At 70.0% G+C, this 23,371-nt stretch carries 17 protein-coding genes; 13 read left to right on the top strand and 4 right to left on the bottom strand.

Annotated features, from left to right (window positions below):
* Positions 1 to 107: 107 nt before the first annotated feature.
* The gene (locus ABZ564_RS22380) at positions 108 to 3,011 is read left to right on the top strand and encodes a vitamin B12-dependent ribonucleotide reductase (protein WP_360859192.1); all 2,904 of its coding nucleotides are present in this window, start codon (positions 108 to 110) and stop codon (positions 3,009 to 3,011) included.
* Between the two features lie 117 nt (positions 3,012 to 3,128).
* Here the strand turns inward: ABZ564_RS22380 and ABZ564_RS22375 are convergent, their stop codons facing one another.
* Positions 3,129 to 3,665 carry a TerD family protein gene (locus ABZ564_RS22375; RefSeq protein ID WP_360859189.1) on the bottom strand — a complete coding sequence of 179 codons (537 nt, stop codon included), beginning with the start codon at positions 3,663 to 3,665 and terminating at the stop codon, positions 3,129 to 3,131.
* Positions 3,666 to 3,856: 191 nt separating this feature from the next.
* Between ABZ564_RS22375 and ABZ564_RS22370 the strand changes: the two genes are divergently transcribed.
* The 4 genes from ABZ564_RS22370 (at position 3,857) to ABZ564_RS22355 (ending at position 8,470) form a co-directional block, all read left to right on the top strand.
* Entirely contained in the window at positions 3,857 to 4,462 is a 606-nt protein-coding gene (locus ABZ564_RS22370) for a YdbC family protein (protein WP_360859186.1), read from the top strand.
* An 88-nt stretch (positions 4,463 to 4,550) separates the two neighbouring features.
* Positions 4,551 to 5,210: a histidine phosphatase family protein gene (locus tag ABZ564_RS22365; RefSeq protein ID WP_360859183.1), complete on the top strand. Its 660-nt coding sequence runs from the start codon at positions 4,551 to 4,553 to the stop codon at positions 5,208 to 5,210.
* A gap of 10 nt (positions 5,211 to 5,220) precedes the next feature.
* Positions 5,221 to 6,147: an ADP-ribosylglycohydrolase family protein gene (locus ABZ564_RS22360; RefSeq protein WP_360859180.1), complete on the top strand. Its 927-nt coding sequence runs from the start codon at positions 5,221 to 5,223 to the stop codon at positions 6,145 to 6,147.
* 826 nt (positions 6,148 to 6,973) lie between these two features.
* Entirely contained in the window at positions 6,974 to 8,470 is a 1,497-nt protein-coding gene (locus ABZ564_RS22355; RefSeq protein WP_360859177.1) for a DUF4173 domain-containing protein, read from the top strand.
* Between the two features lie 128 nt (positions 8,471 to 8,598).
* Here the strand turns inward: ABZ564_RS22355 and ABZ564_RS22350 are convergent, their stop codons facing one another.
* The gene (locus ABZ564_RS22350; RefSeq protein ID WP_360859174.1) at positions 8,599 to 10,152 is read right to left on the bottom strand and encodes an MFS transporter; all 1,554 of its coding nucleotides are present in this window, start codon (positions 10,150 to 10,152) and stop codon (positions 8,599 to 8,601) included.
* Between the two features lie 241 nt (positions 10,153 to 10,393).
* Between ABZ564_RS22350 and ABZ564_RS22345 the strand changes: the two genes are divergently transcribed.
* The 3 genes from ABZ564_RS22345 to ABZ564_RS22335 all read left to right on the top strand — a co-directional run bounded on the left by ABZ564_RS22345 (position 10,394) and on the right by ABZ564_RS22335 (position 12,537).
* Positions 10,394 to 11,020: a TetR/AcrR family transcriptional regulator gene (locus ABZ564_RS22345; protein ID WP_360859171.1), complete on the top strand. Its 627-nt coding sequence runs from the start codon at positions 10,394 to 10,396 to the stop codon at positions 11,018 to 11,020.
* Between the two features lie 128 nt (positions 11,021 to 11,148).
* Positions 11,149 to 11,859: a ribonuclease HII gene (locus tag ABZ564_RS22340; protein WP_360859168.1), complete on the top strand. Its 711-nt coding sequence runs from the start codon at positions 11,149 to 11,151 to the stop codon at positions 11,857 to 11,859.
* Positions 11,860 to 11,919: 60 nt separating this feature from the next.
* On the top strand, positions 11,920 to 12,537 hold the full coding sequence (locus ABZ564_RS22335; protein ID WP_360859165.1) for a hypothetical protein: 618 nt from the start codon (positions 11,920 to 11,922) through the stop codon (positions 12,535 to 12,537).
* 105 nt (positions 12,538 to 12,642) lie between these two features.
* Here the strand turns inward: ABZ564_RS22335 and ABZ564_RS22330 are convergent, their stop codons facing one another.
* Positions 12,643 to 13,272, bottom strand: coding sequence for a hypothetical protein (locus tag ABZ564_RS22330; protein ID WP_360859162.1), 630 nt, complete (start codon positions 13,270 to 13,272; stop codon positions 12,643 to 12,645).
* Positions 13,273 to 13,491: 219 nt separating this feature from the next.
* The gene (locus ABZ564_RS22325; protein WP_360859159.1) at positions 13,492 to 15,663 is read right to left on the bottom strand and encodes a RecQ family ATP-dependent DNA helicase; all 2,172 of its coding nucleotides are present in this window, start codon (positions 15,661 to 15,663) and stop codon (positions 13,492 to 13,494) included.
* Positions 15,664 to 15,772: 109 nt separating this feature from the next.
* Between ABZ564_RS22325 and ABZ564_RS22320 the strand changes: the two genes are divergently transcribed.
* The 5 genes from ABZ564_RS22320 to ABZ564_RS22300 all read left to right on the top strand — a co-directional run bounded on the left by ABZ564_RS22320 (position 15,773) and on the right by ABZ564_RS22300 (position 23,287).
* On the top strand, positions 15,773 to 17,077 hold the full coding sequence (locus ABZ564_RS22320; protein ID WP_360859156.1) for a DUF4192 domain-containing protein: 1,305 nt from the start codon (positions 15,773 to 15,775) through the stop codon (positions 17,075 to 17,077).
* 144 nt (positions 17,078 to 17,221) lie between these two features.
* Entirely contained in the window at positions 17,222 to 17,986 is a 765-nt protein-coding gene (locus ABZ564_RS22315; protein ID WP_360859153.1) for an NUDIX hydrolase, read from the top strand.
* A gap of 520 nt (positions 17,987 to 18,506) precedes the next feature.
* Complete coding sequence (locus ABZ564_RS22310; RefSeq protein ID WP_360859151.1) at positions 18,507 to 20,369, top strand: ATP-binding cassette domain-containing protein; 1,863 nt, start codon at positions 18,507 to 18,509, stop codon at positions 20,367 to 20,369.
* A gap of 179 nt (positions 20,370 to 20,548) precedes the next feature.
* Positions 20,549 to 21,415, top strand: coding sequence for a FadR/GntR family transcriptional regulator (locus ABZ564_RS22305; RefSeq protein ID WP_360859148.1), 867 nt, complete (start codon positions 20,549 to 20,551; stop codon positions 21,413 to 21,415).
* Positions 21,416 to 21,736: 321 nt separating this feature from the next.
* Positions 21,737 to 23,287, top strand: coding sequence for an RNA polymerase sigma factor (locus tag ABZ564_RS22300; RefSeq protein ID WP_360859145.1), 1,551 nt, complete (start codon positions 21,737 to 21,739; stop codon positions 23,285 to 23,287).
* Positions 23,288 to 23,371 lie beyond the last annotated feature (84 nt).

Genomic DNA, 23,371 nt, shown 5'->3' with positions numbered 1-23,371 from the left:
TTCCGGACGGCGTATGACGAATGCGGCGGCCGAAGCATCAGACACACACTGTGCCCGGGGAAGTTCTCGGCACTTCAGGGCGTTTTTGCCCACATATGGGAGGCGGCATGACAGAGACGGCGAGCGGCCCGGCACGGGGTTCCCGCAGCAAGGGGACCAAGTCGACTGCGTCCAAGCAGGGCCTGCGTATCGAGCGCATCCACACCACCCCCGGCGTGCATCCGTACGACGAGGTGGCCTGGGAGCGCCGTGACGTCGTCATGACCAACTGGCGCGACGGCTCGATCAACTTCGAGCAGCGTGGCGTCGAGTTCCCCGACTTCTGGTCGGTGAACGCGGTCAACATCGTCACCAGCAAGTACTTCCGGGGCGCCGTCGGCACCCCGCAGCGCGAGACCGGTCTGCGGCAGCTGATCGACCGGATCGTCAAGACGTACCGGAAGGCCGGCGAGGACTACCAGTACTTCGCCTCCCCCGCCGACGCGGAGATCTTCGAGCACGAGCTGGCGTACGCCCTCCTGCACCAGATCTTCAGCTTCAACTCCCCGGTCTGGTTCAACGTCGGCACGCCCCAGCCGCAGCAGGTCTCCGCCTGCTTCATCCTGGCCGTCGACGACTCCATGGAGTCGATCCTCGACTGGTACAAGGAAGAGGGCATGATCTTCAAGGGCGGCTCCGGTGCCGGCCTGAACCTCTCCCGTATCCGTTCCTCCAAGGAACTCCTCTCCTCCGGGGGCAACGCCTCCGGGCCCGTCTCCTTCATGCGGGGCGCGGACGCCTCCGCCGGAACGATCAAGTCCGGTGGCGCCACCCGCCGTGCGGCCAAGATGGTCATCCTCGATGTCGACCACCCCGACATCGAGAACTTCATCGAGACCAAGGTGAAGGAGGAGGAGAAGATCCGCGCCCTGCGCGACGCGGGCTTCGACATGGACCTGGGCGGGGACGACATCACGTCCGTCCAGTACCAGAACGCCAACAACTCGGTCCGCGTGAACGACGAGTTCATGAAGGCCGTCGAGTCCGGCGGCAAGTTCGGGCTGCGTGCCCGGATGACCGGTGAGGTCATCGAAGAGGTCGAGGCCAAGGCCCTCTTCCGCAAGATGGCCGAGGCCGCCTGGGCCTGCGCCGACCCGGGCATCCAGTACGACGACACGATCAACCACTGGCACACCTGCCCCGAGTCCGGCCGGATCAACGGCTCGAACCCGTGCAGCGAGTACATGCACCTGGACAACACCTCGTGCAACCTCGCCTCGCTGAACCTGATGAAGTTCCTCAAGGACGACGGCAAGGGCAACCAGTCCTTCGAGTCGGAGCGCTTCGCCAAGGTCGTCGAGCTGGTCATCACCGCGATGGACATCTCCATCTGCTTCGCCGACTTCCCGACCGAGAAGATCGGCGAGAACACGCGCGCCTTCCGCCAGCTCGGCATCGGATACGCCAACCTCGGCGCCCTGCTGATGGCGACCGGGCACGCGTACGACAGCGACGGCGGCCGCGCGCTCGCGGGAGCCATCACCTCGCTGATGACCGGCACCTCGTACAAGCGCTCCGCCGAACTGGCCGCCGTCGTCGGTCCGTACGACGGCTACGCCCGCAACGCCGAGCCGCACCAGCGCGTCATGAAGCAGCATGCCGACGCCAACGCCGTGGCCGTCCACGCCGACGACCTGGACAACCCCATCTGGGCCGCCGCGACGGAGGCCTGGCAGGACGTGATCCGGCTCGGCGCGAAGAACGGTTTCCGTAACGCGCAGGCCTCGGTCATCGCGCCCACCGGCACCATCGGTCTCGCCATGTCCTGCGACACCACCGGCCTCGAGCCCGACCTCGCCCTGGTCAAGTTCAAGAAGCTGGTCGGCGGCGGCTCGATGCAGATCGTCAACGGCACCGTCCCGCAGGCCCTGCGCCGCCTGGGCTACCAGGAGGAGCAGATCGAGGCGGTCGTCGCCCACATCGCCGAGCACGGCAACGTGATCGACGCCCCCGGCCTGAAGACCGAGCACTACGAGGTCTTCGACTGCGCGATGGGCGAGCGTTCCATCTCCGCGATGGGTCACGTGCGCATGATGGCGGCCATTCAGCCGTGGATCTCCGGCGCGCTCTCCAAGACGGTGAACCTGCCGGAGACGGCCACCGTCGAGGACGTCGAGGAGGTCTACTTCGAGGCGTGGAAGATGGGCGTCAAGGCGCTCGCGATCTACCGCGACAACTGCAAGGTCGGCCAGCCCCTCTCCGCCAAGACCAAGGAGAAGGAGAAGGAGGCCGTCGCGGCCAAGGCCGAGGACACCATCCGCACCGCGGTCGAGAAGGTCGTCGAGTACCGCCCGGTCCGCAAGCGTCTGCCCAAGGGCCGGCCCGGCATCACCACCTCGTTCACGGTGGGTGGCGCCGAGGGCTACATGACCGCCAATTCCTACCCGGACGACGGCCTGGGCGAGGTCTTCCTGAAGATGTCCAAGCAGGGCTCCACCCTCGCGGGCATGATGGACGCCTTCTCCATCGCGGTCTCGGTCGGCCTGCAGTACGGCGTCCCGCTGGAGACGTACGTCTCGAAGTTCACCAACATGCGCTTCGAGCCGGCCGGCATGACGGACGACCCGGACGTGCGGATGGCGCAGTCGATCGTCGACTACATCTTCCGCCGCCTGGCGCTGGACTTCCTGCCCTTCGAGACCCGCTCGGCGCTCGGCATCCACTCCGCCGAGGAGCGGCAGCGCCACCTCGACACCGGTTCCTACGAGCCGACGTTCGAGGAGGAGCAGCTGGAGGCCGAGACCCTGGCCCAGACCGCCCCGGTGCGGACGGAGCCCCTGAAGGCGGTCGCCCCGGTCCAGGAGACCGAGAAGGCCGAGCCGAGGACGGCGCACACCTCGGCTGAGCTCGTCGAGATGCAGCTCGGCATCAGCGCCGACGCGCCGCTCTGCTTCTCCTGCGGTACGAAGATGCAGCGCGCGGGCTCCTGCTACATCTGTGAGGGCTGCGGCTCCACCAGCGGCTGCAGCTGAACGGTGAACCCGGTGTCGTGAGACACCACGGGTGACAGCGAGTGCGGGCAGGTCTTCCCCGGAAGACCTGCCCGCACTCCTGTTTCGTACGTGTACGGGCTGTGCTGCCGCACGCGGCTACGCGCCGAACTCGCGCCCGCCCATCGCGGCGGCGAACGAGTCCGGGTCGCCGTCGAAGCCCCGGACGACGTCGTGGAAGTGCCAGACGCCGGAGGCATCGCGTACGAATTCGGCCACGACGGCCGCCGTGGCGGTGCCCACGGCGGAGAAGTCGTCCTCGGCCAGGGTCGTGTAGCCCTCGCGGACCTGGACCCCGGTGTTCTGTATGGCGCCGAACGTCTTGCGGCCGTCGCGCTGCTGGATGGCGACGCCGACGACGACCCGCGCGTAGGCCTCGGAGATCCGGTTCAGCTCCAACGTCATCACCTCGTCGTAGCCGAACCCCTGACCGGTCCTGCTGTCGCGTTCGAGCGTGATCGTGCCGTCGGGCGCCCGGCTGTCGAAGTGCACGAGGTACGCGGGGCTGCCGTACGGCTCGTCCGCCGGGTAGGTCGCCGCGATGATGTCGAGGTCGTTGGGCGCCTCACCCCGGTCGCTGGGGTCCCATTTGACCCGCACCTCGACCTTCTCGAAATCCTTGTTGGGCGTGCTCATCGGACTTCCCTCCTGCGTGCGGGGCCGGCGCTCCTGGTTCCTCCTCCGATCATCTCGGCAACTCCTGCCCGAACCAACCGGCTTGGGGGCGAGCGGCTGAAACGGGCCAGGATCGGGTGCGAGACGGCTGGTTTCGGCGCACTCCGTGGGAGCGTGACCCACGCCACGTCCGGCCGCCGTACCATGGCGCCGTGCTGGTCAAGTGGATTCGCTGCAGTGTGTCGGACCGTCGGGGTTTCGAACGGGGGCAGCGGAAGTGGGCGGAGCTGCGGGGTGAGCCGGGGTTCAGGGGGCAGGGCGGCGGCTGGAGCCGTGGCCGGCCCGAGGTGGCGCATGTCTTCGCCTTCTGGGAGAACCGGGTCTTCTACGACTCCTTCATGGCACGCGGCCACGACGCCCTGGCCGCAGCACAGGCCGGTACGTACAAGGATCTGCAGGTCAAGCTCTTCGAGTACCGCTTCGACGTGAAGACCGGATTCGAACCCCGCTTCACGGACGCCGACGTGCTCAGAGTGGCCCACAGCCGGGTCCGCGAGGACCGGGTCGAGCATTTCGCGCTGATGCAGCAGCGGGTGTGGAACCCGGCGATGGCGGGATCGCCCGGCATGCTGCGGGGGGTCTTCGGCGAGGCACCCGGGCACGAGTTCCTGGTCCTGTCGATGTGGCAGTCCAGCGCGGAACGCGGAAAGTACCGTCCGGGAAGCGTCGACCGGCTTTCGCAGCGCGCGGGGACCGAGGAGGACGTGGCCGCACTCGCCGGCGACGTGGTGCAGCTCGAACCGTCCTGGACGGTGTGACGGCCCGGAGAGCGGGGTACGCCGACCTATGTGCCGACGAATTCCGGACAGGTGCTCGAACGGCGGCGACTCGATCTAGGGTCGATGTATGGCACGACCGCAACGCATCGTTCTTGTCCGGCACGGCGAGTCGGAGGGCAACGCCGACGACACCGTGTACGAGCGCGAGCCCGACCACGCACTGAGACTCACCCCCGCGGGACAGCGGCAGGCTCGCGAGACGGGGGTGCGGCTGCGCGGGCTGTTCGGCGAGGAGCGGGTCAGCGTGTACGTCTCCCCCTACCGGCGCACCCACGAGACATTCGCGTCCTTCGGCCTGGACGCCGGGCGCATACGGGTACGCGAGGAGCCGAGGCTGCGCGAACAGGACTGGGGAAACTGGCAGGACCGCGACGACGTCAGGCTGCAGAAGGCCTACCGGGACGCCTACGGACACTTCTTCTACCGCTTCGCGCAGGGCGAGTCCGGGGCGGATGTGTACGACCGGGTCGGCGCCTTCCTGGAGAGCCTGCACCGCAGCTTCGAGGCGCCCGACCACCCGCCGAACGTCCTGCTGGTCACCCATGGTCTGACCATGCGGCTCTTCTGCATGCGCTGGTTCCACTGGTCCGTGGCCGAATTCGAATCGCTTTCCAACCCCGGAAACGGGGAATCGCGGACGCTGCTCCTTGGCCAGGACGGGAGGTACACGCTCGACCGTCCCTTTGAGCGCTGGCGTACTCCTGAGCCGTACGGCATCACCGGATAGAGTGGAAGCGATGACCGAATCCGCTTCCGACCAGCGCCTCGAACGCGCCCTTGCCAGCCTGCGCGGCCTGTCCGTGGGAGACGCCCTGGGCTCCCAGTTCTTCGTGCCCGCCAACTACCCGCTCCTCAAGGACCGCGCCCTCCCGCCCGGCCCGTGGCAGTGGACCGACGACACGGAGATGGCCTGTTCCGTCGTGGCCGTACTCCGGGAGCACGGCCGCATCGACCAGGACGCCCTCGTCCACTCGTTCGCGCACCATCACGACTTCGACCGGGGGTACGGCCCCGCGGTGAACCGCATGCTCCGCCTGGTCCGCGAGGGCGGCGACTGGCGTGAGCTCGCCTCCTCCCTGTTCAACGGACAGGGCAGCTGGGGCAACGGTTCCTCGATGCGTATCGCGCCGCTCGGCGCCTGGTACGCGGACGACCCCGAGCAGGCCACACACCAGGCCGAGATCTCCTCGTACACCACACACCAGCACCGGGAGGCCGTCGTCGGCGCGATGGCCGTCGCGGCCGCTGCGGCGCTCGTCGCCTCACCGGCCGGGCCGCCCGCTCCGGCGGACCTGCTGGACGGGGTCGTCGCGCTCGTCCCGCGCAGCGCCGTCGGTGCGGGCCTGCGCCGGGCCCGCGACATGCTGGACTACGAGGACGCGGGCACCGTCGCGGCGGTCCTCGGCAACGGGCGCCGCACCAGCGCGCACGACACCGTTCCGTTCGCCCTGTGGTCGGCGGCGCGGAGTCTCGGCGACTTCGAGCAGGCCTTCTGGGTGACCGCTCAGGCCGGCGGCGACGTCGACACGACCTGCGCGATCGTGGGCGGAGTGATCGCGGCGGGCATCGGGGGTGCGCCTCCCGCGCACTGGACGGCCCAGACAGAAGCCCTGCCGGACTGGACGGCCCCCACGGAGCCCCTGCCGGACCGCACGACGCGATAGCCGGACCCGGCCTGGCGGATCCCGGCGCCGGCCGCCGCATGAGCCGGAGGTACCGCTGCCGGCCCCGTCCAGGGCCGCCGCAGCCGGGCCGCCGCGCGACCGCGATGCGGTAGCCGGGCCGCCCAGCCAGGGGCTGTTGGTGCCGGCGCCGCGCGACCTGGCGACTCGGGTCCCGGACCACCGCCCGACCGAGCGGTGTCGTAGCCGAATCCCCGCCTCAACTGTCACGGTCCTGCCACAGCACGGTCTCTCACGGCTGAGGGCTGTGACACGGGGTTACTCTTTCGGCCACGCCGCCCTCGGTGATCATGACGACGGGCGCGCACCGAATGAGACGCCGGGGGCGCGGGCTGCCCAGGGCACGCGTGAGCGGACCCCGGTGGGGAGGGGTCCCGTGTCCGAAATACCGTCAGATTCATCCAGGCCCGAACCCGCGCCGGAGGAACCCGCCTCGCCCCGGAACGCGCCGGACACCTCGAGACCTGCGTCCCCGGAGGACCATTGGCCCGGGACGGCGGGCGCTTCGGGCCGCCCGGCCCCGGGCGCGGGGCCCCGGGCCGTGCCCTCGGAGGCCGCGTCGCCCGGGCGGGACTCCGGGGCCGGCGGCGGGCCGGCGGCCGGGTGCATCCCCGCGCCGACCGTGGCGCCCGAAGCCGGGGCGGAGCCTGCACACGCCACCGTCGGCGCGACCTCGGGCCAGAGTGCAGGCGGCGCGTCGCCCGAGCCGCCGAAGATCCCCGCTTACGCGGCGCAGCGGCCCGGCGGGCCGAGGCCGTCCAGCCCCCGGGGAACGCCGCCTCCCTCGGTGGTCACGCGGCTTCGGGCCATGAAGCCCGGGCCCGTCCGCACCGGCACCCTCGTGGCCGCCCTTGCGACGGCACTGCTCAGCATGGCGCTGCTGGGGGACGGCATCGGGCTGAACCTGCTGATCGTGGCGCTGCCCGCCTCGGCCGGTGTGTACATCGCCGCGCGGGCGGCCGGCCGCAGTCTGCGCCCCTGGACCGCAGGCTGGGGGATCGGCGGACTGGCGCTGCTGGCCGTTCCGGCGCTCCGGGACGCCGGCTGGCCTACGTTCCTCGCCCTGGTGTCCGCTCTGGCGCTCGGCTCGCTGGCGCTGCACGGCAGCAGGAGCTGGCTCGGTGTCTTCCTCGCTTCCCTGGGCCTGTTCACCTCCGTGTTCGCGTCGCTGGGCTGGGGCGCCCGGGGTGTGCGCGACCGCATGTCGGGGACCCGGGGCCGGTTCGGTGTGCTGTTCCGCTCCGCGGCCGTGGCCGCCCTCCTGCTCATCGTGTTCGGTGCGCTCTTCGCGAGTGCCGACGCCGCCTTCGCGGACCTGCTGGGCAGCCTGACCCCTGATGTGTCGGTCGGTGACAGCCCGTGGCGGATCTTCCTGGGCCTCCTCGGTCTCGTCGGTGCGCTCGCCGCCGCTTACACCGCCGCCGCCCCGGTCCGCTGGGACGGGGTGACCGTACGCCCGGGCAAGGCGCGTGGGCGGTTGGAATGGGCTCTCCCGCTGATCGTTCTGAACCTCCTCTTCGCTGTCTTCCTCGCCATTCAGCTGACGGTGCTCCTCGGCGGATACGACAAGGTGATGGCCGAGACGGATCTCAGCTACTCCGCGTACGCCCGCCAAGGCTTCTGGCAGTTGCTCTGGGCCACGGTTCTCACGCTCGGCGTCATCGCCCTGGCACTTCGCTGGGCGCCACGCGGCGGCGCCCGCGACCGCACCCTCGTCCGCGCCGTGCTCGGCACCCTGTGCCTGCTCACGCTCGTCGTGGTCGCCTCGGCCCTTCGGCGCATGGACCTCTACGTCGACGCGTACGGTCTGACCCGGCTGAGGATCTCCGTGGCCGCCGCGGAACTCTGGCTCGGCGTAGTCCTCGTCCTGATCATGGCGTCCGGAGTCTTCGGCCCCCGGCTGCTGCCGCGCGCCGTCGCAGCGAGTGCTGCCGTCGGCGTACTGGCCTTCGGCCTCGTCTCGCCCGATGGCCTGATCGCCGAGCAGAACGTCCAGCGCTACCGCAACGATCACTCGATCGACATCGAGTACCTCAAGGACCTGTCGGCCGACGCGGTACCCGCGCTCGACACCCTGCCCGAACCTTTGCGCTCCTGTGCGCTGCAGGACATTCAGCGGACGCTGCTGGACTCCGACGAGCCCTGGTACGCCATGAGTTGGGGAGAGAAGCGAGCCCGGGAGATCCTCGGCGACTGGGACCCCGGCTTCCGCACCCTCGACTGCCGGGGCCTGAGCTCGGGCGACAACGGCGACGAGCGCGGTAGCGGGACGGACGACGTCTATGACCCGTACGATCCGTACTGATCCCGGGGCCCGGTTCCGTGTGAGCGGAACCGGGCCCCGCACGCCGGCACCGACTTCCGGTGCCGGCGACGGCGATCGTGCAGGCCGTCCCCTCGCGGGCGGCTCGCAACCGGCATCGCGTCCGCGCGCTACGCCACCGGCCTCCCGGCAGCGACCTTGCCGCTCAGTGCGTCCAGGTCACTCTTGCGCACGCGGATGACCAGCAACGCGGTCAGCAGGGCGAGAACGGCCATGGCCACCGCCGCCAGGAACGCCGTGGATATGCCCTCGGTGAGCACCGCGTGGCCCCAGGTCCCGGGCAGCTCCTGGGTCTTGGCGAACTGCGCTTTCTGCTCCGGTGACGCCTGCGCCAGGAACTTCGGCACCTGCCTCTCGGCCTCGTTGCGACTGGCGGTGCCGAAGACCGTGACCAGGATGGACAGCCCCAGCGAACCGCCCACCTGCTGACTCGCGTTGAGCAGGCTGGAGGCCGCACCGGCTTCGTGCTGGGCGACTCCGGATACCGCGGTCAGGGTCAGCGTCACGAAGTTCAGCCCCATGCCGAAGCTGAACACGAGCATCGGACCGAGGACTCCGGCCAGGTAGGAGCTGTCGGGGGAGATGAACGTGAGCCAGAACAGGCCTGCACCGGCGAGTGCCGAACCGGTGATCATGAACGGTTTCGGTCCTAGAACGGGGAGGAATCGCTGCGAGAGTCCCGCTCCGATGATGATCGAGACGGTTACGGGCAGGAAGGCCAGTCCGGATTCGATGGGGCTGTAGGCCAGGACGTTCTGCACGAACAGCACGATGAAGAAGAACATGCCGAACATGGCAGCGGCCAGGCTGAGCATGATCACGTATGTGCCCGAACGGTTGCGGTCGGCGAACATCCGCAGGGGCGTGATCGGTTCCTTGGCCTTCATCTCCACGAGCACGAAGACGGCGAGCAGAACCACCGCGGCAGCGAAGGAGGCCAGCGTGAGCGAGTCCTGCCACCCTTCCTCGGAGGCCCGGATGAACCCGTATACCAGCGATGCCATGCCGAGGGTCGAGGTCAGGGCCCCCGAGATGTCGAAGCGGCCCGAGTGCCGGTCGGACTCGTTGATGTACATCGGAGCCAGGACCGCGATCAGCACACCGATCGGCACGTTGACGAAGAAGACCCAGCGCCAGTCCAGCCATTCGGTGAGCATCCCGCCCGCCAGCAGTCCGATCGCGCCGCCTCCCGCAGACACCGCGGCGAACACGCCGAACGCACGGTTGCGCTCGGGCCCTTCGGGAAACGTCGTGGTGATCAGCGCGAGCGAGGTCGGTGAGGCGATGGCGCCGCCGATGCCCTGGAGCGCGCGAGCGGTGAGCAACTGCCAGGGCTCCTGGGCGAACCCGCCCAGGAGTGAGGCGAGGGTGAAGACGAGGATGCCGGCCATGAACACCCGGCGGCGGCCGAGGACGTCCCCGGCCCGGCCGCCGAGCAGCAGCAGGCCGCCGAAGGTGAGCGTGTAGGCGCTGAGGACCCAGGACAGATCCGTGGTCGAGAAACTCAGGGCTTCCTGGATGTGCGGGAGCGCGATGTTGACGATTGTGGAGTCGAGCACAACCATCAACTGACAGGCGGCGATGACGGCCAGGGCGATCCCCGGGCGGCCGGGCCGACGCGCCGCGCCCGCCGTGCTCCGTGCATCTAACTGAGAGGTGGTCACTGAAGGTCCCCCACAAGAGAATTAGTGAACGACTCCGTTCACTGTCCGGCCGACGTTACCGAGTCCCTTCCAGTGAACGCAAGCGTTCACTGTGTTCTTGTTGCCGGATGGGTCCGGGGTCATCGGCTCCGGCCGGGAGTCGCTCGACCCCGCGCTGTCCCCCTCTGTCTCCGTGTCTGCTGGTTCCCGATCTCGGCAGGTTCGCGGAGGTGAATCACATCTGTTCGATGGAGAGAAGCTCATGGTCACTTCGCGATCGACTGCCGCCGCTCGGCAGCCGGTGGTGTCCCTGCGTCGCCGGGGGTCCGTGCTGGAACGCGCGATCCTCGAAGCGGCGCTGGAAGCGCTGAGTACGGTCGGCTGGAACGGTCTGACGATGGAAGGCGTCGCCGCCGGTGCCCAGACGGGCAAGGCCGCCCTCTACCGACGCTGGTCCTCGAAGGAGGAACTGGTCGCAGAGGCGCTGCGCAGCGCCATGCCGGCACCGGGGCGGGCCCCGGACTCGGGCAACGTCCGCGACGACCTCTACCAGCTGTGCCGGGGCATGCGCGACGCGATGCTCTCCACCTCCGGCTCTGCCTTGCGCTCGGTCATTCACGAATGCGATGCCGGAACGGCGGAACGCTTCCAGGCCGTGATCCTCGACGGAGTGATCCGGCCGTCGACCGAGCTCATCAGAGAAGTGGTGAGCCGGGGGGTCGAGCGAGGTGAGGTACGCCCTTGCGCCATGAGCGAACTGGCCTTCGACGTGATCCCCGCGATGATGATGTACCGCACCAAGGTGTGCGGCAGTGAGTGGGGCGACGCGGAGATCGAGGCGTTGATCGATCAGGTCGCGGTGCCGTTCTTCCGCTCCGGCCCACACTGAGAGCCGGCCCGGGGCCGCGCCTCACGAGCCGGAGGGCGGCCCGCCAGGATTGCGGGCGCCGGTGTGGAGGTCCGAGAGGCGCCCCGGGGTGTTCCTGGCGTTTCCTTCGGCGTACGCTGACAGACGCCATGCCGTACGAACCACCCACGCACACCGTCGAGCGCTCACTCCGCGCCACCACCGGTGCCAAGACCGTCGCCGGTGTCGACGAGGTCGGACGCGGAGCGTGGGCGGGACCCGTCACCGTGTGCGCCGCGATCACCGGTCTTCGCAAACCCCCCGCCGGACTCACCGACTCCAAGCTGATCAGCCCGAAGCGCCGCGCGGAACTCGCTCCGGTGCTGGAAAGCTGGGTGACCGCGTACGGCCTCGGTGACGCCTCGCCCCAGGAGATCGACGAGCTCGGCATGACCGCCGCACTCCGGCTCGCCGCCGTGCGTGCCCTGGAAGCGCTGCCGGTCCGCCCCGATGCTGTGATCCTTGACGGCAAACACGACTACCTGGGCAGCCCCTGGCAGGTCCGTACCGTCATCAAGGGCGACCAGTCCTGCATTGCGGTGGCCGCGGCATCGGTGATCGCAAAGGTCCGCCGGGACGCGATGATGGCCGAACTCGGCGCACAGAACGGCGACTATGCGGACTTTGCGTTCGAAGCCAACGCCGGCTATCCGTCCCCCGTGCACAGGGCCGCACTGGAGGAGCGTGGGCCCACCGCCCACCACCGTCTCTCGTGGTCCTACCTCGACGCGCTGCCCCGGTGGCAGCACCTGAAGAAGGTCCGTTTCTCCGCAGAGACGGCCGCACTGGAAAGCGGGGGCCAGCTCGGCTTCGACTTCTGATCGCGTACATGTGCCCACCCGCTGATGCCCGAGGCGTCGGCGTTTGATAGACAACCACCCATGCCTCTCATCCCCGAGGAGCCTCAGATTCACGAGAGCGCCCAGGGTCCCCGCGTCACCCCGGCCACCGGCCGTGCCGCGTCGACCCCTCGTCCCGTACCCGGTCCGCGTTCAGCGGCCACGCCGCGCCCCGGTCGTCCGGGTCCCGGCCCGCGGCCTGTGCCCCCGGCGCAGCGCCCGCACTCCACCTCCGGTCGGCCCCAGGCGGCGCGGCCGGAGAATCGTTCCGCGCCGCAGCTCCAGATCATTCCCGCATCGGCGGACGGCGCACTCGACGCCGCCGACGAGGCAGTGGACCTGCTGCTCGACTCGGGCCGCCAACCCGGCGACATCCTGGTGCTGACCACGGGCGGAGAGCACCCGTGGGCGACCCACGAGCTCTCCTTCGGTGAGACCGCCTACTGGGCCCACGAGGAAGCGGGCGACGACGTCTTCTTCGCCGCGGCCGCAGCAGCCGGCCGGGTCAAGCCCCGGCCCGTGGTGATCGTCGCGGTCAACGGCCCGGCCGACGACGCGGCCACGCGGGCGCTGACCAAGGCCCGGGAGTTCGCCGGTGCGCTGCTGATCGTCTGCGGCGACCCGCAGCGCATCAACGCCGTGCTCGGCGCAAGCGTCTGAGCCGCAGCGCACGCCGTTCTGCGGCGACTGGGTTCCCCGGCACGTGGTGACCCGTGCGCCTTCGGCGACCCGGCTGCCCGCGAGGGCGGCCGGGTCCGAGCGTGCTCAGCGAGCGGCGGAGCGGTGCAGTGCTTGCGCCGCGCCTCCACCCGTACGCGACGGCACCTGATCCAGGTCCAGCGAGGTGTCGGCGAGCGCGGAAGGCTGCGACGTGGAGTTCGGGCGACGGCCGCCCCGGCCCTCGCCCAGCACCTGCCAGCCATCGCGGGTCAGTGTGATGTAGGCGCCGCAACGCAGCCCGTGCAGGGTGCAGGCGTCCCGCAGTCCCCACATCCATGCCCCGTCCTCCTCCGTCCAACGCTCGTCGCCCTCACGGCAGTAGAGCAGTACCGCGGTGCGGACGGGCGTACGGCGGCGCAGATCGTGCGGGATGACGCGGCGTAGGTGCGCCAGCAGCGAGTTCCGGAATTCCCAGCCGTCCGCCGTCACCGAGCGGCGGGCGAACGAGGCGCTCGCCGTCAGGCGCTCCTCGTGGTCCAGGACGGCAACCACGGCGGTCGTGGGGGTCGGCCGGTGCCTGGCGTGCAGCCCGCTGACCACCTCACGCGGACTGCGCAGCAGTGGTATGCCGGCCGCCGCCCACTCGGCCGGTTCGAGCATTCGGGCAAAGCGGTTGGCGGAGTCGGCGGCTGCCGACATCGAAGTGGCTGCGGACGGAGCGAATCCGAAGGTCACGGTCCTCCCTTCGCATACGCGCCCACGATGCGGGCAGGGTCGGGTGAGGGCGCGCCGCGGCACAGCCCTTTTGGGGCCCGCGAAAGGACCGTGCGGGGAGCGAGCCCAATTCTTCCTGGCGTATCGGCAGGCGGCAACGAGCAATTGACGCGGCTGACGGTAATCAGCCGGAATGACACGGATATCCCTGCCCAGTCCTGCCCCGGCTGACGCCCCCTGTCACGCCTGAACAGCGAGGACCAGCGGAAACACCGCCTCCGCTCCTGCTCGCCGCAGCAACCGCGCCGCCACGGCGAGGGTCCAGCCGGTGTCCGAGAGATCGTCCACGAGCAGCACGGGTCCGCTCGCGGTCATCAAGGTCTCCGCGAGCTCGGTACCCACGATCAGCCTCTCGTGCAGGGCCCGGACCCGCTGGGCGCTGTTGGTCTGCGACATTCGGACATCATCGGTGCCCGGACCAAGGGCCACGCGCCCCAGCAGGGGCATCCGCCCCACTTCGGCGATGCGTCTGCCCAAGGATTCGATGAGCTGGGGTCTGTGGTTCGACGCGATGGTGACGACACCGACCGGGCGGGGCACGGCGTCCACGACCCCCGGTGCCCAGCCGCCGGGGCCCCTGGCCCAGTCGGCCAGCACCGACACCACCGCAGCGGCTACATCGTCCGGCACCGGACCGTCCGGTGCCTGGGTGGCCAGCATCGGGCGCAGCCTGTTGCCCCATCCGATGTCGGAGAGTCGGCCCAGTGCCCGGCCCGTACCGCAGAGCTCCGCCGCCGGGATCCGGCCCTTGAGATCGACACCGACCGACGCGAGGCCGGTCGGCCACATCTTGCGCGGCTCCACCTCCACGCCGGGCCGGCCGAGCTCACCCTTCGCGGTGTCCAGCGCGGCGGCGGACACGCCCTCGTCGAACCGCGCACCGGCACAGTTGTCGCAACGCCCGCACGCGGTCGCCTCCTCGTCGTCCAGTTGACGGCGCAGGAACTCCATCCGGCAACCGTCCGTCGTGGCGTAGTCGCGCATCGCCTGCTGCTCGGCCGCTCGCTGACGGGCCACCCAGGCGTAGCGCTCGGCGTCGTAGACCCAGGGCTCTCCCGTCGCTGTCCAGCCACCCTTCACCCGCCGGACCGCTCCGTCGACGTCGAGCACTTTGAGCATGGTCTCCAGCCGTGTGCGCCGCAGGTCGACCAACGGTTCCAGGGCGGGCAGCGAGAGCGGCCGCCCGGCCTGCGCCAGCGCGTCGATGGTGCGACGGACCTGCTCCTCGGGTGGGAAGGCGACCGACGCGAAGTACTGCCAGATGGCCTCGTCCTCCTTTCCCGGCAGGAGCAATACCTCGGCATGCTCGACGCCGCGTCCGGCGCGGCCCACCTGCTGGTAGTAGGCGATGGGGGAGGAGGGCGAGCCCAGGTGTACGACGAAGCCGAGATCGGGCTTGTCGAATCCCATGCCGAGAGCCGAGGTCGCCACCAGTGCCTTGACCCGGTTGGCCAGCAGATCGTCCTCCGCCTGCTGCCGCTCCGCGTTCTCCGTGCGGCCGGTGTAGGAAGCGACGGTGTGCCCGCACTGCCGGAGGTAGGCAGTGACCTCCTCGGCAGCCGCGACCGTCAGGGTGTAGATGATCCCCGAACCCGGGAGCTCCTTGAGGTGGTCCCCGAGCCATGCCAGTCGGTGTGCCGCGCTGGGCAGTCGCAGTACTCCGAGGCTCAGGCTCTCGCGGTCCAGCGGTCCCCGCAGGACGAGCGCGTCCGTGTCGGAGGCGGTGCCCAGCTGCTCCGCCACATCGGCGGTGACCCGGGCGTTGGCGGTCGCGGTGGTGGCGAGCACCGGGACACCGGTGGCGAGATCGGCGAGCATCGTCCGCAGCCGCCGGTAGTCGGGCCGGAAGTCGTGGCCCCAGTCGGAGATGCAGTGCGCCTCGTCGACAACGAGCAGCCCGGTGGCCGCGGAAAGCTGGGGCAGCACCTGGTCGCGGAAATCGGGATTGTTGAGCCGCTCGGGGCTGACCAGCAGCACATCGACCTCACCGGCGGCCACTTCGGCCTGAACGGTGGCCCACTCCTCCGTGTTGGACGAGTTGATCGTGCGCGCGCTGATGCCGGCTCGGGCCGCCGCCGCGACCTGGTTGCGCATCAGCGCCAGCAGCGGCGAGACGATGACGGTCGGCCCGCCGCCCCGGGCGCGCAGCAGGGAAGTCGCGACGAAATACACCGCGGACTTCCCCCAACCCGTGCGCTGGACGACCAGCGCTCTCCGCTTGTCCGCGACGAGTGCCTCGATGGCTCGCCACTGGTCCTCGCGCAGCCTGGCGGCACCGGAGGCGTCACCGACAAGTCGGGCCAGTACGGAATCGGCCGAAGCCCTGAGCTCTGCGCGATCTGCGTTGGTCATGCCTCCATGCAACCCGATGGGTCCGACAACCGCGAACAGCCGATTACCCCTTGTGGATAAGTTATCCACAGGGGTAGCGGAGATTGGTGAACCGCGAGACGGTCGGGCCATGAACAAGCACCCCGAACCCATCGGCCCTTCCGAAGAACAGCAGATCACCCTGCGGGGCCCGGCCGAGCTCGCCGACGCGCTCCCGTATCTCATGGGCTTCCATCCGAACGACAGCGTGGTCATGGTCGCCCTGCACGGTGGCCGGGGCCGGTTCGGAGGACGGCTCAGGCTCGGGATCCCGCAGTCCGCGCAGGAGTGGCCCGTGGTCGCCGAGCAGCTCGCCGAGTGCCTGATCAAGGGCAGCGAGCGACGGGGCGCGCGACCCGACGCCATCGTCGTCTTCCTCTGCCAGGATCCGGCGGACGGCGAGACGGGCAACCAGACCATGGAGCGCCTGCGGCCGTTCGCCCAGCGACTGCGTACAGCCTGCGGAGCGCTGGACGTGCCCGTTCTCGAAGCGCTGTGCATCTCGGACAACCGCTTCTGGTCCTACGTCTGCCCCGATGCCCGCTGCTGCCCGGCCGAGGGCAACCCCATGGCCATGCCTGGCACTTCGGTCATGGCGGCGGCGGCCACCTACGCGGGCATCCAGGTGCGGGGCTCGCTGCGTGAGATGGAGGCGAGACTCACCCCGCTCACTCGCACTTCGGACGACGCCCAACTGCGCGCCCTTGACTCGGCAGGCAGCGCGATGGTGCCCCTGCTGTTCGACCGGGAGCGTCGCAAGGAGGTCAGCGGCGCCACGCTGAAGCTCGCTCGCCGGCTCATGGACCGCCTCGGGCAGGCACCCGCGGCGGCACCTTCCCTGGCCGACATCAACGACGACCGGCTGATCAGCGACGAGGAGGCTGCGTCGGTGATTCTCGGCCTCCAGGACAGGGAGACCCGGGACCGGGCGGCCGAGTGGATGGAAGGGGCGGAAGCGGATGCGGCGTTGAGGCTCTGGCGCGCGCTGGCCCGCCGCTGCGTCGCCCCGTACGAGGAACACGCCGCAGCCCCTCTCACCCTGGCGGGCTGGGTCTCCTGGTCGACGGGTGACGAACCGGCCGCACGCGTCGCGCTGGGGCTCGCCCTGCGCCTCGATCCGCATTACACCTTCGCCCAGCTGCTGCACGAGGCATGCAACCAGGGCCTCGACCCGGAGACGCTGCGGCGCTGCCTCCGCGGTGAGCGCAGCACGCGGGCTGCCCGGCGCGACCGATGTGCGGAACGGGTCGCGGGGGCCCGTCCCGCACGCGTGCGACCGGCCGGGCGTGCCAGGACACGTTCCGGCTCCACCCGGCCCGGGCCGGCTGCGGCGGGCAAGCGCCGAACCGCCCGTCCCGGGGCGCAGGGGCGCCGGCGGACGGGAACCAGCCGTTGAGCCGCGTGCGGCGCCGGGGTCCGGCGCCGCACGCGGGACTGGACCGCATGCCTTTTCGGGGCGCCTGGGAGCCGGTTCCGGAAGATTGCGAAGAGTAGTGGGGAAGGGTGTGCTTATCGTCAGGAAGACGACTATGATCGCGGCATGCCGCCCTACGACCCGTCGACCTTTCCGCCGTTCGCCGTCACCGTCGACCTGGTCGTGCTCACGGTACGTCGGCATGCGCTGTGTGCGCTGGTGGTACGCCGGGGGGAGGCTCCGTTCCAAGGCAGGTGGGCGCTGCCGGGCGGCTTCGTCAAAGCCGACGAGGATCTCGGGGCCGCGGCGGCGCGGGAGCTCGTCGAGGAGACCGGCCTGTGCGCACAGGACCCGGCGGCCCCGGCCGTTGGTAACGGCGCTCATCTGGAACAGCTCGCCACGTACGGGGACCCGGCGCGCGATCCGAGGATGAGGGTCGTCAGCGTCGCCCATCTCGCGCTGGCGCCCGATCTACCCGCTCCCCGGGCGGGTGGTGACGCTAACAGCGCGCGATGGGCGCCTGTCGAGGATCTGCTCGGCCCGGAGGGCGGCTACGCCCCGGACGGGGAGCGCCAGGCGCCGCTGGCCTTCGACCATGCGAAGATCCTCGCCGACGGAGTCGAGCGAGCCCGTTCCAAGATCGAATACTCCTCGCTGGCCACTGCCTTCTGCCCACCCGCCTTCACGGTCGGTGAGCTGCGCCGGGTGTACGAGGCGGTGTGGGGCGTGGTGCTCGATCCGAGGAACTTCCACCGCAAGGTGACGGGTACGCCGGGCTTCCTGGTGCCTACCGGCGGAACAACCACCCGCCAGGGAGGCAGGCCCGCCCAGCTGTTCCGCTCGGGGACGGCGACGGTGCTCAACCCGCCGATGCTGCGCCCCGAGGTCTAGTACTGCGGTGGCCGGGGTTCACCCTGTCGCGATGCCATGCACGCACTCTCGCCGCCCCGGCCGAAACCCCGAGTACATCCAGTACGAGGGCTTCCGGCCGGCACACCGGGGAGTGGGGTCTCCCCTGTTCGAGCGGAGCCGAGAACTTGGAGTGGGGTCTCCCCTGTTCGAGCGGAGCCGAGAACTTGGAGTGGGGTCTCCCCTGTTCGAGCGGAGCCGAGAACTTGGGGATGTACCCGACGCCGCTCCTTCCGGGTGAACCCTGGCTGCGGCAGCACTGGCTGTACTGCCCTGTGAGGTTGGGGACGCGCCTGTCCGACGGTCGTGGCCGGCGAGGAGCGGGGCCGGGAGCCTCGCGGTTCGGTCGAAGTCGGCCGGCCGCCGGGCGTGAAGGGGCCTTCAAAGCGCCGAGCGCTCCGACTTGCGCAAAAAGTCAGATATGTCGGGTTATCGTGCTGCGGTACTCACTCGCCGCCGGGCGGCCCCGCTTGTGCCGTCCCATTTTCCTGCGAGAGAAGCGATGCTCCAGGCCATCGGATTAACCAGCACCCGCTCCCGTGGACAGCCCCCCGCCGTGGACGACCTCACCTTCGATGCCGAACCGGGCTGTGTCACCGCGCTGCTGGGGGCGGCGGGTTCCGGTAAGACCACGGCCCTCAGGTTGATGCTCGAGCTGGAGCCGGGCCGGGGTATCACCTACTTCCGGGGCAGGCCGCTGCACCGCGTGCCGCGCCCGGCCGGTGAGGTGGGAGTGGTGCTGGGGGACGTGCCGGGGCACCCCGCGCGCACAGTGCGCGGGCAACTGCGCATGCTTTGCGCCGTCGCGGGCGTCCCCGCGTCCAGGGCGGACGAACTGCTCGACCTCGTGGGCCTCGCCGGCCTGGGGGACCAGCGCATCGGCCGGCTCTCCCGTGGCATGGACCGGCGGCTGGCGCTCGCCTGCGCGTTGCTCGGCGACCCGCACACGCTCATCCTGGACGACCCGGCGGAGGATCTGTCCCCGAGGGAGGCTGCCTGGTTGCACGGCATGCTGCGCTCCCACGCCGAGGGGGGCGGGACCGTCCTGTTCGCCACCAGTGACCCCAAGGAGGCCGCGCGCTCGGCCGGCCATGTGGTGACCATCGACGGCGGGCGCCTGGTCGCCGATCAGGACGGGGCGGCTTTCTCCCGTACCCGCCTACGACCCCGCGTGGCCGTCCGCTCCCCGTACGCCGCTCGCCTCGCCGCGATCATCAGCCGGGAAGCGCGAGTCGCTCAGCGGTCCGTCGAGGTCGTCGCGGAGGCGGCCAGCAACCGGCTCGCCGTGTACGGCAGCAGCTGTGCGGAAGTCGGTGACGCGGCGTTCCGGCATGGGCTCCCCGTTCACCAGCTCGCCGACGAGCTGGGCGACATGGGCCCCGTCGGCGCTGCCGGGGCGCCGGCCGTTCACGGTGCTGAGGGCACGGTCGATGCCGCCGTCCCCGCAAGCGGGACCCACGGGACGGTGGCGCGTCCAGTCGGGACCGCCGGTTCCGACACACCATTGCGCAAAGCCGCGGCCGACAGCCCCGGCGCCGCTCCCCGCCCGGTCGCGCGGGGTGCGGTCCCGCCGCCGATCAGGCGGCGCCCGGCGCGGGGGCCACTGTGGCCGGTGCGTTACGAACTGCGTCGCTTGTTCGGGGTGAGGTCCACGACCGTGATCATGGCTGTGGTCCTGATTGCTTCCGTCAGCCTGTCCGTGCTGCTGGCCCGTGGCAGCGACGCCCCGCTGGTGCATGTGATCGCTGCTTGGCCCTCGTTGTTGCCGCTCCCGCCCACCGCGCTCGGGGCCGGGCTGCTCGGAGCGCTCTCCTTCGGCGACGAGTTCCGCTATCCGGCACTCGCCGCCGGCCGGGGAACGGTGCCCCGCCGACTGGGCCTGCTCCTCGCCAAGCTGGTGGTGTCCGGGGGTGTCTCGCTCCTGTTGGCACTGCTGGTCGCGCTGGCCTCGGCGGAGACCCTTCGCATCGTGTACGGAGGGGACTTGCTCCACGTCCCCTCGAATGCGGTCTCCCTGGCGGTGAGCTGGTCCGGCCTGACCGTCGGCTGTGCCTGGGCCGGGCTGCTGGCCGCCGGTGTCTTCCGGGTGACGGCCGCGGGCATTGCTGCCGTGCTCGCCGTACCCGTAGTGGTGGTGCCGCTCGTCGAGCGGATGCCAAAGGCGTCGACCACCCGTTCGATGACAGGGCTTCCCGGCCGGCTGCGGGAACTGGCCTGGCTCCAGTGGCCGGGGGAGGCGGACCGGTGGCTGCTGGCCGCGGTACGGATCGTGGCGCAGCCCGTGGGTGCGGCCCTGACCTTGTCGCTGTCGGCCCTCGTCTGCGCGTTTCTGTTCACCAGCCTTCGGGGCAGGGTCCGTTGGTGATCGCGAGGCAGGGCTGGGGAGGCGGGCTCTCACAACCTCTTTGAAACGTCCGGTTTATACCATTAAGCCGTCAATTGAGGGGCAAGTGCCGATCACCCTTTCGTGTGCTTTTCAGCAAAGACCTCAAGGGGCGGCTGGGAGCCGCCGACAAAGGATGCGTGAGTACCCTTGCGCACACCATGATGACCACCGCCCGCTCCGCCGATTCCGGCCTCGCCGGTCCGGGCGAACTCGACCGTTACCCCTATGCGGAGGCGCCGGCCGGCGAGCGCGCCGCCACGCGTCCCTGGGGTGGTTCCGATGCCGAGCTCGGCCGTGTGGGCCGACGGGGATCGGCCAGCCGTGGCCGTGGGCTGCACGGCCAACTTGTTCAGCAGTTGGGGCAGATGATCGTCTCCGGCGACCTCGGCGCGGATCGCCCCCTGGTGCCGGAAGAGATCGGCCAGCGTTTCGAGGTTTCCAGGACCGTAGTGCGGGAATCGCTGCGTGTACTGGAGGCGAAGGGGCTGGTCAGTGCCCGCCCCAATGTCGGGACGCGGGTGCGGCCGGTCAGTGACTGGAATCTGCTCGATCCGGACATCATTGAATGGCGCGCCTTCGGTCCGCAGCGTGATGACCAGCGCCGTGAACTGGGTGATCTCAGGTGGACGATCGAGCCGCTCGCCGCCCGCCTCGCCGCGGGACACGGGCGCGAGGACCTTCAGCAGCGCCTTGCCGACATGGTCGAGATCATGCGACACGCGCTTGGGCAAGGCGACATGATCACGTGCGCCCGTGCCGACTCGGAGTTCCACTCCCTGCTCATCCAGGCCGCGGGCAACCGGATGCTGGAGCACCTTTCCGGAATCGTCTCCGCCGCGCTGCAGGTCTCCGGCGGCCCGGCCACCGCCTGCGACCGCCCCAGCGAGGCATCCCTCGCTCTGCATGCGCGCATCGTCGACGCCCTCGCCTCCGGTGACTCCGCGGGCGCCGAGGCGGCCATGCGCCAGTTGCTGGTGGGCCACCACGAGGCGGAACGAGTGGTGCCGGCGCCGCGCGAACACTGACCCGGCACGGGCAGGGTGCACGCGCCATGTGTCGTCGGACCCGGCGGTCCGGCGGCACAGGGGCGGGGAGATGTCGCCTTGGTCGTGTTCATCGCAAAATGGGGTGTGACTCGGGCCACGCGGATCTGGCGTAACACTCCTCGAAACAGCGCGATGACTTAAGAGGTGACCGTCACAGAAGGAATACAGCAGTCGTTCAGGACGCTGTGCAGTTCTGAGGCCTAGCCCGCGCCGTCGGTGCATTCCCCGCCCGGCGGTCGTCGGTTCCAGCCCTCTCAGGGCCGGGCCGGAAGCCGTTTCCATCGTTCCGAGAGGTTGTTCGTGTCGGCCAGCACATCCCGTACGCTCCCGCCGGAGATCGCCGAGTCCGAATCTGTGATGGCGCTCATTGAGCGGGGAAAGGCTGATGGGCAGATCGCCGGCGATGACGTGCGTCGGGCCTTCGAGGCTGACCAGATTCCGCCAACCCAGTGGAAGAACGTTCTGCGCAGCCTCAACCAGATCCTCGAGGAAGAGGGTGTGACGCTGATGGTCAGTGCCGCGGAGCCGTCGAAACGCGCCCGCAAGAGCGTTGCAGCGAAGAGCCCGGCCAAGCGCACCGCCACCAAGACCGTCGCGGCCAAGACGACGGTGACGCGGACTGTCGCGGCGCCCGCCGCCCCGTCGTCCACCGACTCCGGGGACCCGGCGGTCGAGGGTGCCTCCGAGGCCGCGCCCGCCAAGAAGGCCGCAGTCAAGAAGTCGGCCGCCAAGAAGACCGCAGCGAAGAAGACGGCTGCCAAGAAGACGGCCTCGAAGAAGGCCGGCAAGCAGGACGACGACCTCCTCGACGGCGACGACGTCGTCGAGGAGGTCAAGGTCGGCAAGGGCGAGGAGGAGGAGGGCGAGGGCGAGAACAAGGGCTTCGTCCTCTCCGACGACGACGAGGACGACGCGCCCGCGCAGCAGGTCGCCGTCGCCGGTGCCACGGCCGACCCGGTCAAGGACTACCTGAAGCAGATCGGCAAGGTCCCGCTCCTCAACGCCGAGCAGGAGGTCGAGCTCGCCAAGCGCATCGAGGCGGGCCTGTTCGCCGAGGACAAGCTGGCGAATTCCGACAAGCTCGCCCCCAAGCTCAAGCGCGAGCTGGAGATCATCGCCGAGGACGGCCGTCGCGCCAAGAACCACCTGCTGGAGGCCAACCTCCGGCTCGTGGTCTCGCTGGCCAAGCGCTACACCGGGCGCGGCATGCTCTTCCTGGACCTGATCCAGGAGGGCAACCTCGGTCTGATCCGCGCGGTGGAGAAGTTCGACTACACCAAGGGCTACAAGTTCTCCACGTACGCCACCTGGTGGATTCGTCAGGCGATCACCCGCGCCATGGCCGACCAGGCCCGCACCATCCGTATCCCGGTGCACATGGTCGAGGTCATCAACAAGCTCGCGCGCGTCCAGCGCCAGATGCTCCAGGACCTGGGCCGTGAGCCCACCCCGGAGGAGCTGGCCAAGGAGCTCGACATGACCCCCGAGAAGGTCATCGAGGTCCAGAAGTACGGCCGCGAGCCGATCTCCCTTCACACCCCGCTGGGTGAGGACGGGGACAGCGAGTTCGGTGACCTGATCGAGGACTCCGAGGCGGTCGTCCCGGCCGACGCGGTGAGCTTCACGCTCCTCCAGGAGCAGCTGCACTCGGTCCTGGACACGCTGTCCGAGCGCGAGGCCGGCGTGGTCTCCATGCGCTTCGGTCTCACCGACGGGCAGCCGAAGACGCTGGACGAGATCGGCAAGGTCTACGGCGTGACGCGCGAGCGCATCCGTCAGATCGAGTCCAAGACCATGTCGAAGCTGCGCCACCCGTCGCGTTCGCAGGTCCTGCGGGACTACCTCGACTAGGTCGGCGGCGGTATTACACGCAGCGAGGGGGGGGGGGGCCCCCACGGGGGGGGGGGCCCCCCGGCGGGTGGGGATTTTTGTGGA

The organism is Streptomyces sp. NPDC019224, from assembly GCF_040632605.1.
Taxonomy (GTDB): Bacteria; Actinomycetota; Actinomycetes; order Streptomycetales; family Streptomycetaceae; genus Streptomyces.
This window is presented reverse-complemented; position numbering and strand designations above follow the sequence as displayed.

What these genes read in the sequence shown, in the direction of transcription:
- ABZ564_RS22380 (WP_360859192.1), top strand. Translation starts at nt 108, where the DNA reads ATGACAGAGACGGCGAGCGGCCCGGCACGGGGTTCCCGCAGCAAGGGG.
- ABZ564_RS22375 (WP_360859189.1), bottom strand. Translation starts at nt 3,665, where the DNA reads ATGAGCACGCCCAACAAGGATTTCGAGAAGGTCGAGGTGCGGGTCAAA.
- ABZ564_RS22365 (WP_360859183.1), top strand. Translation starts at nt 4,551, where the DNA reads ATGGCACGACCGCAACGCATCGTTCTTGTCCGGCACGGCGAGTCGGAG.
- ABZ564_RS22360 (WP_360859180.1), top strand. Translation starts at nt 5,221, where the DNA reads ATGACCGAATCCGCTTCCGACCAGCGCCTCGAACGCGCCCTTGCCAGC.
- ABZ564_RS22355 (WP_360859177.1), top strand. Translation starts at nt 6,974, where the DNA reads ATGAAGCCCGGGCCCGTCCGCACCGGCACCCTCGTGGCCGCCCTTGCG.
- ABZ564_RS22345 (WP_360859171.1), top strand. Translation starts at nt 10,394, where the DNA reads ATGGTCACTTCGCGATCGACTGCCGCCGCTCGGCAGCCGGTGGTGTCC.
- ABZ564_RS22340 (WP_360859168.1), top strand. Translation starts at nt 11,149, where the DNA reads ATGCCGTACGAACCACCCACGCACACCGTCGAGCGCTCACTCCGCGCC.
- ABZ564_RS22335 (WP_360859165.1), top strand. Translation starts at nt 11,920, where the DNA reads ATGCCTCTCATCCCCGAGGAGCCTCAGATTCACGAGAGCGCCCAGGGT.
- ABZ564_RS22325 (WP_360859159.1), bottom strand. Translation starts at nt 15,663, where the DNA reads ATGACCAACGCAGATCGCGCAGAGCTCAGGGCTTCGGCCGATTCCGTA.
- ABZ564_RS22320 (WP_360859156.1), top strand. Translation starts at nt 15,773, where the DNA reads ATGAACAAGCACCCCGAACCCATCGGCCCTTCCGAAGAACAGCAGATC.
- ABZ564_RS22315 (WP_360859153.1), top strand. Translation starts at nt 17,222, where the DNA reads ATGCCGCCCTACGACCCGTCGACCTTTCCGCCGTTCGCCGTCACCGTC.
- ABZ564_RS22310 (WP_360859151.1), top strand. Translation starts at nt 18,507, where the DNA reads ATGCTCCAGGCCATCGGATTAACCAGCACCCGCTCCCGTGGACAGCCC.
- ABZ564_RS22305 (WP_360859148.1), top strand. Translation starts at nt 20,549, where the DNA reads ATGATGACCACCGCCCGCTCCGCCGATTCCGGCCTCGCCGGTCCGGGC.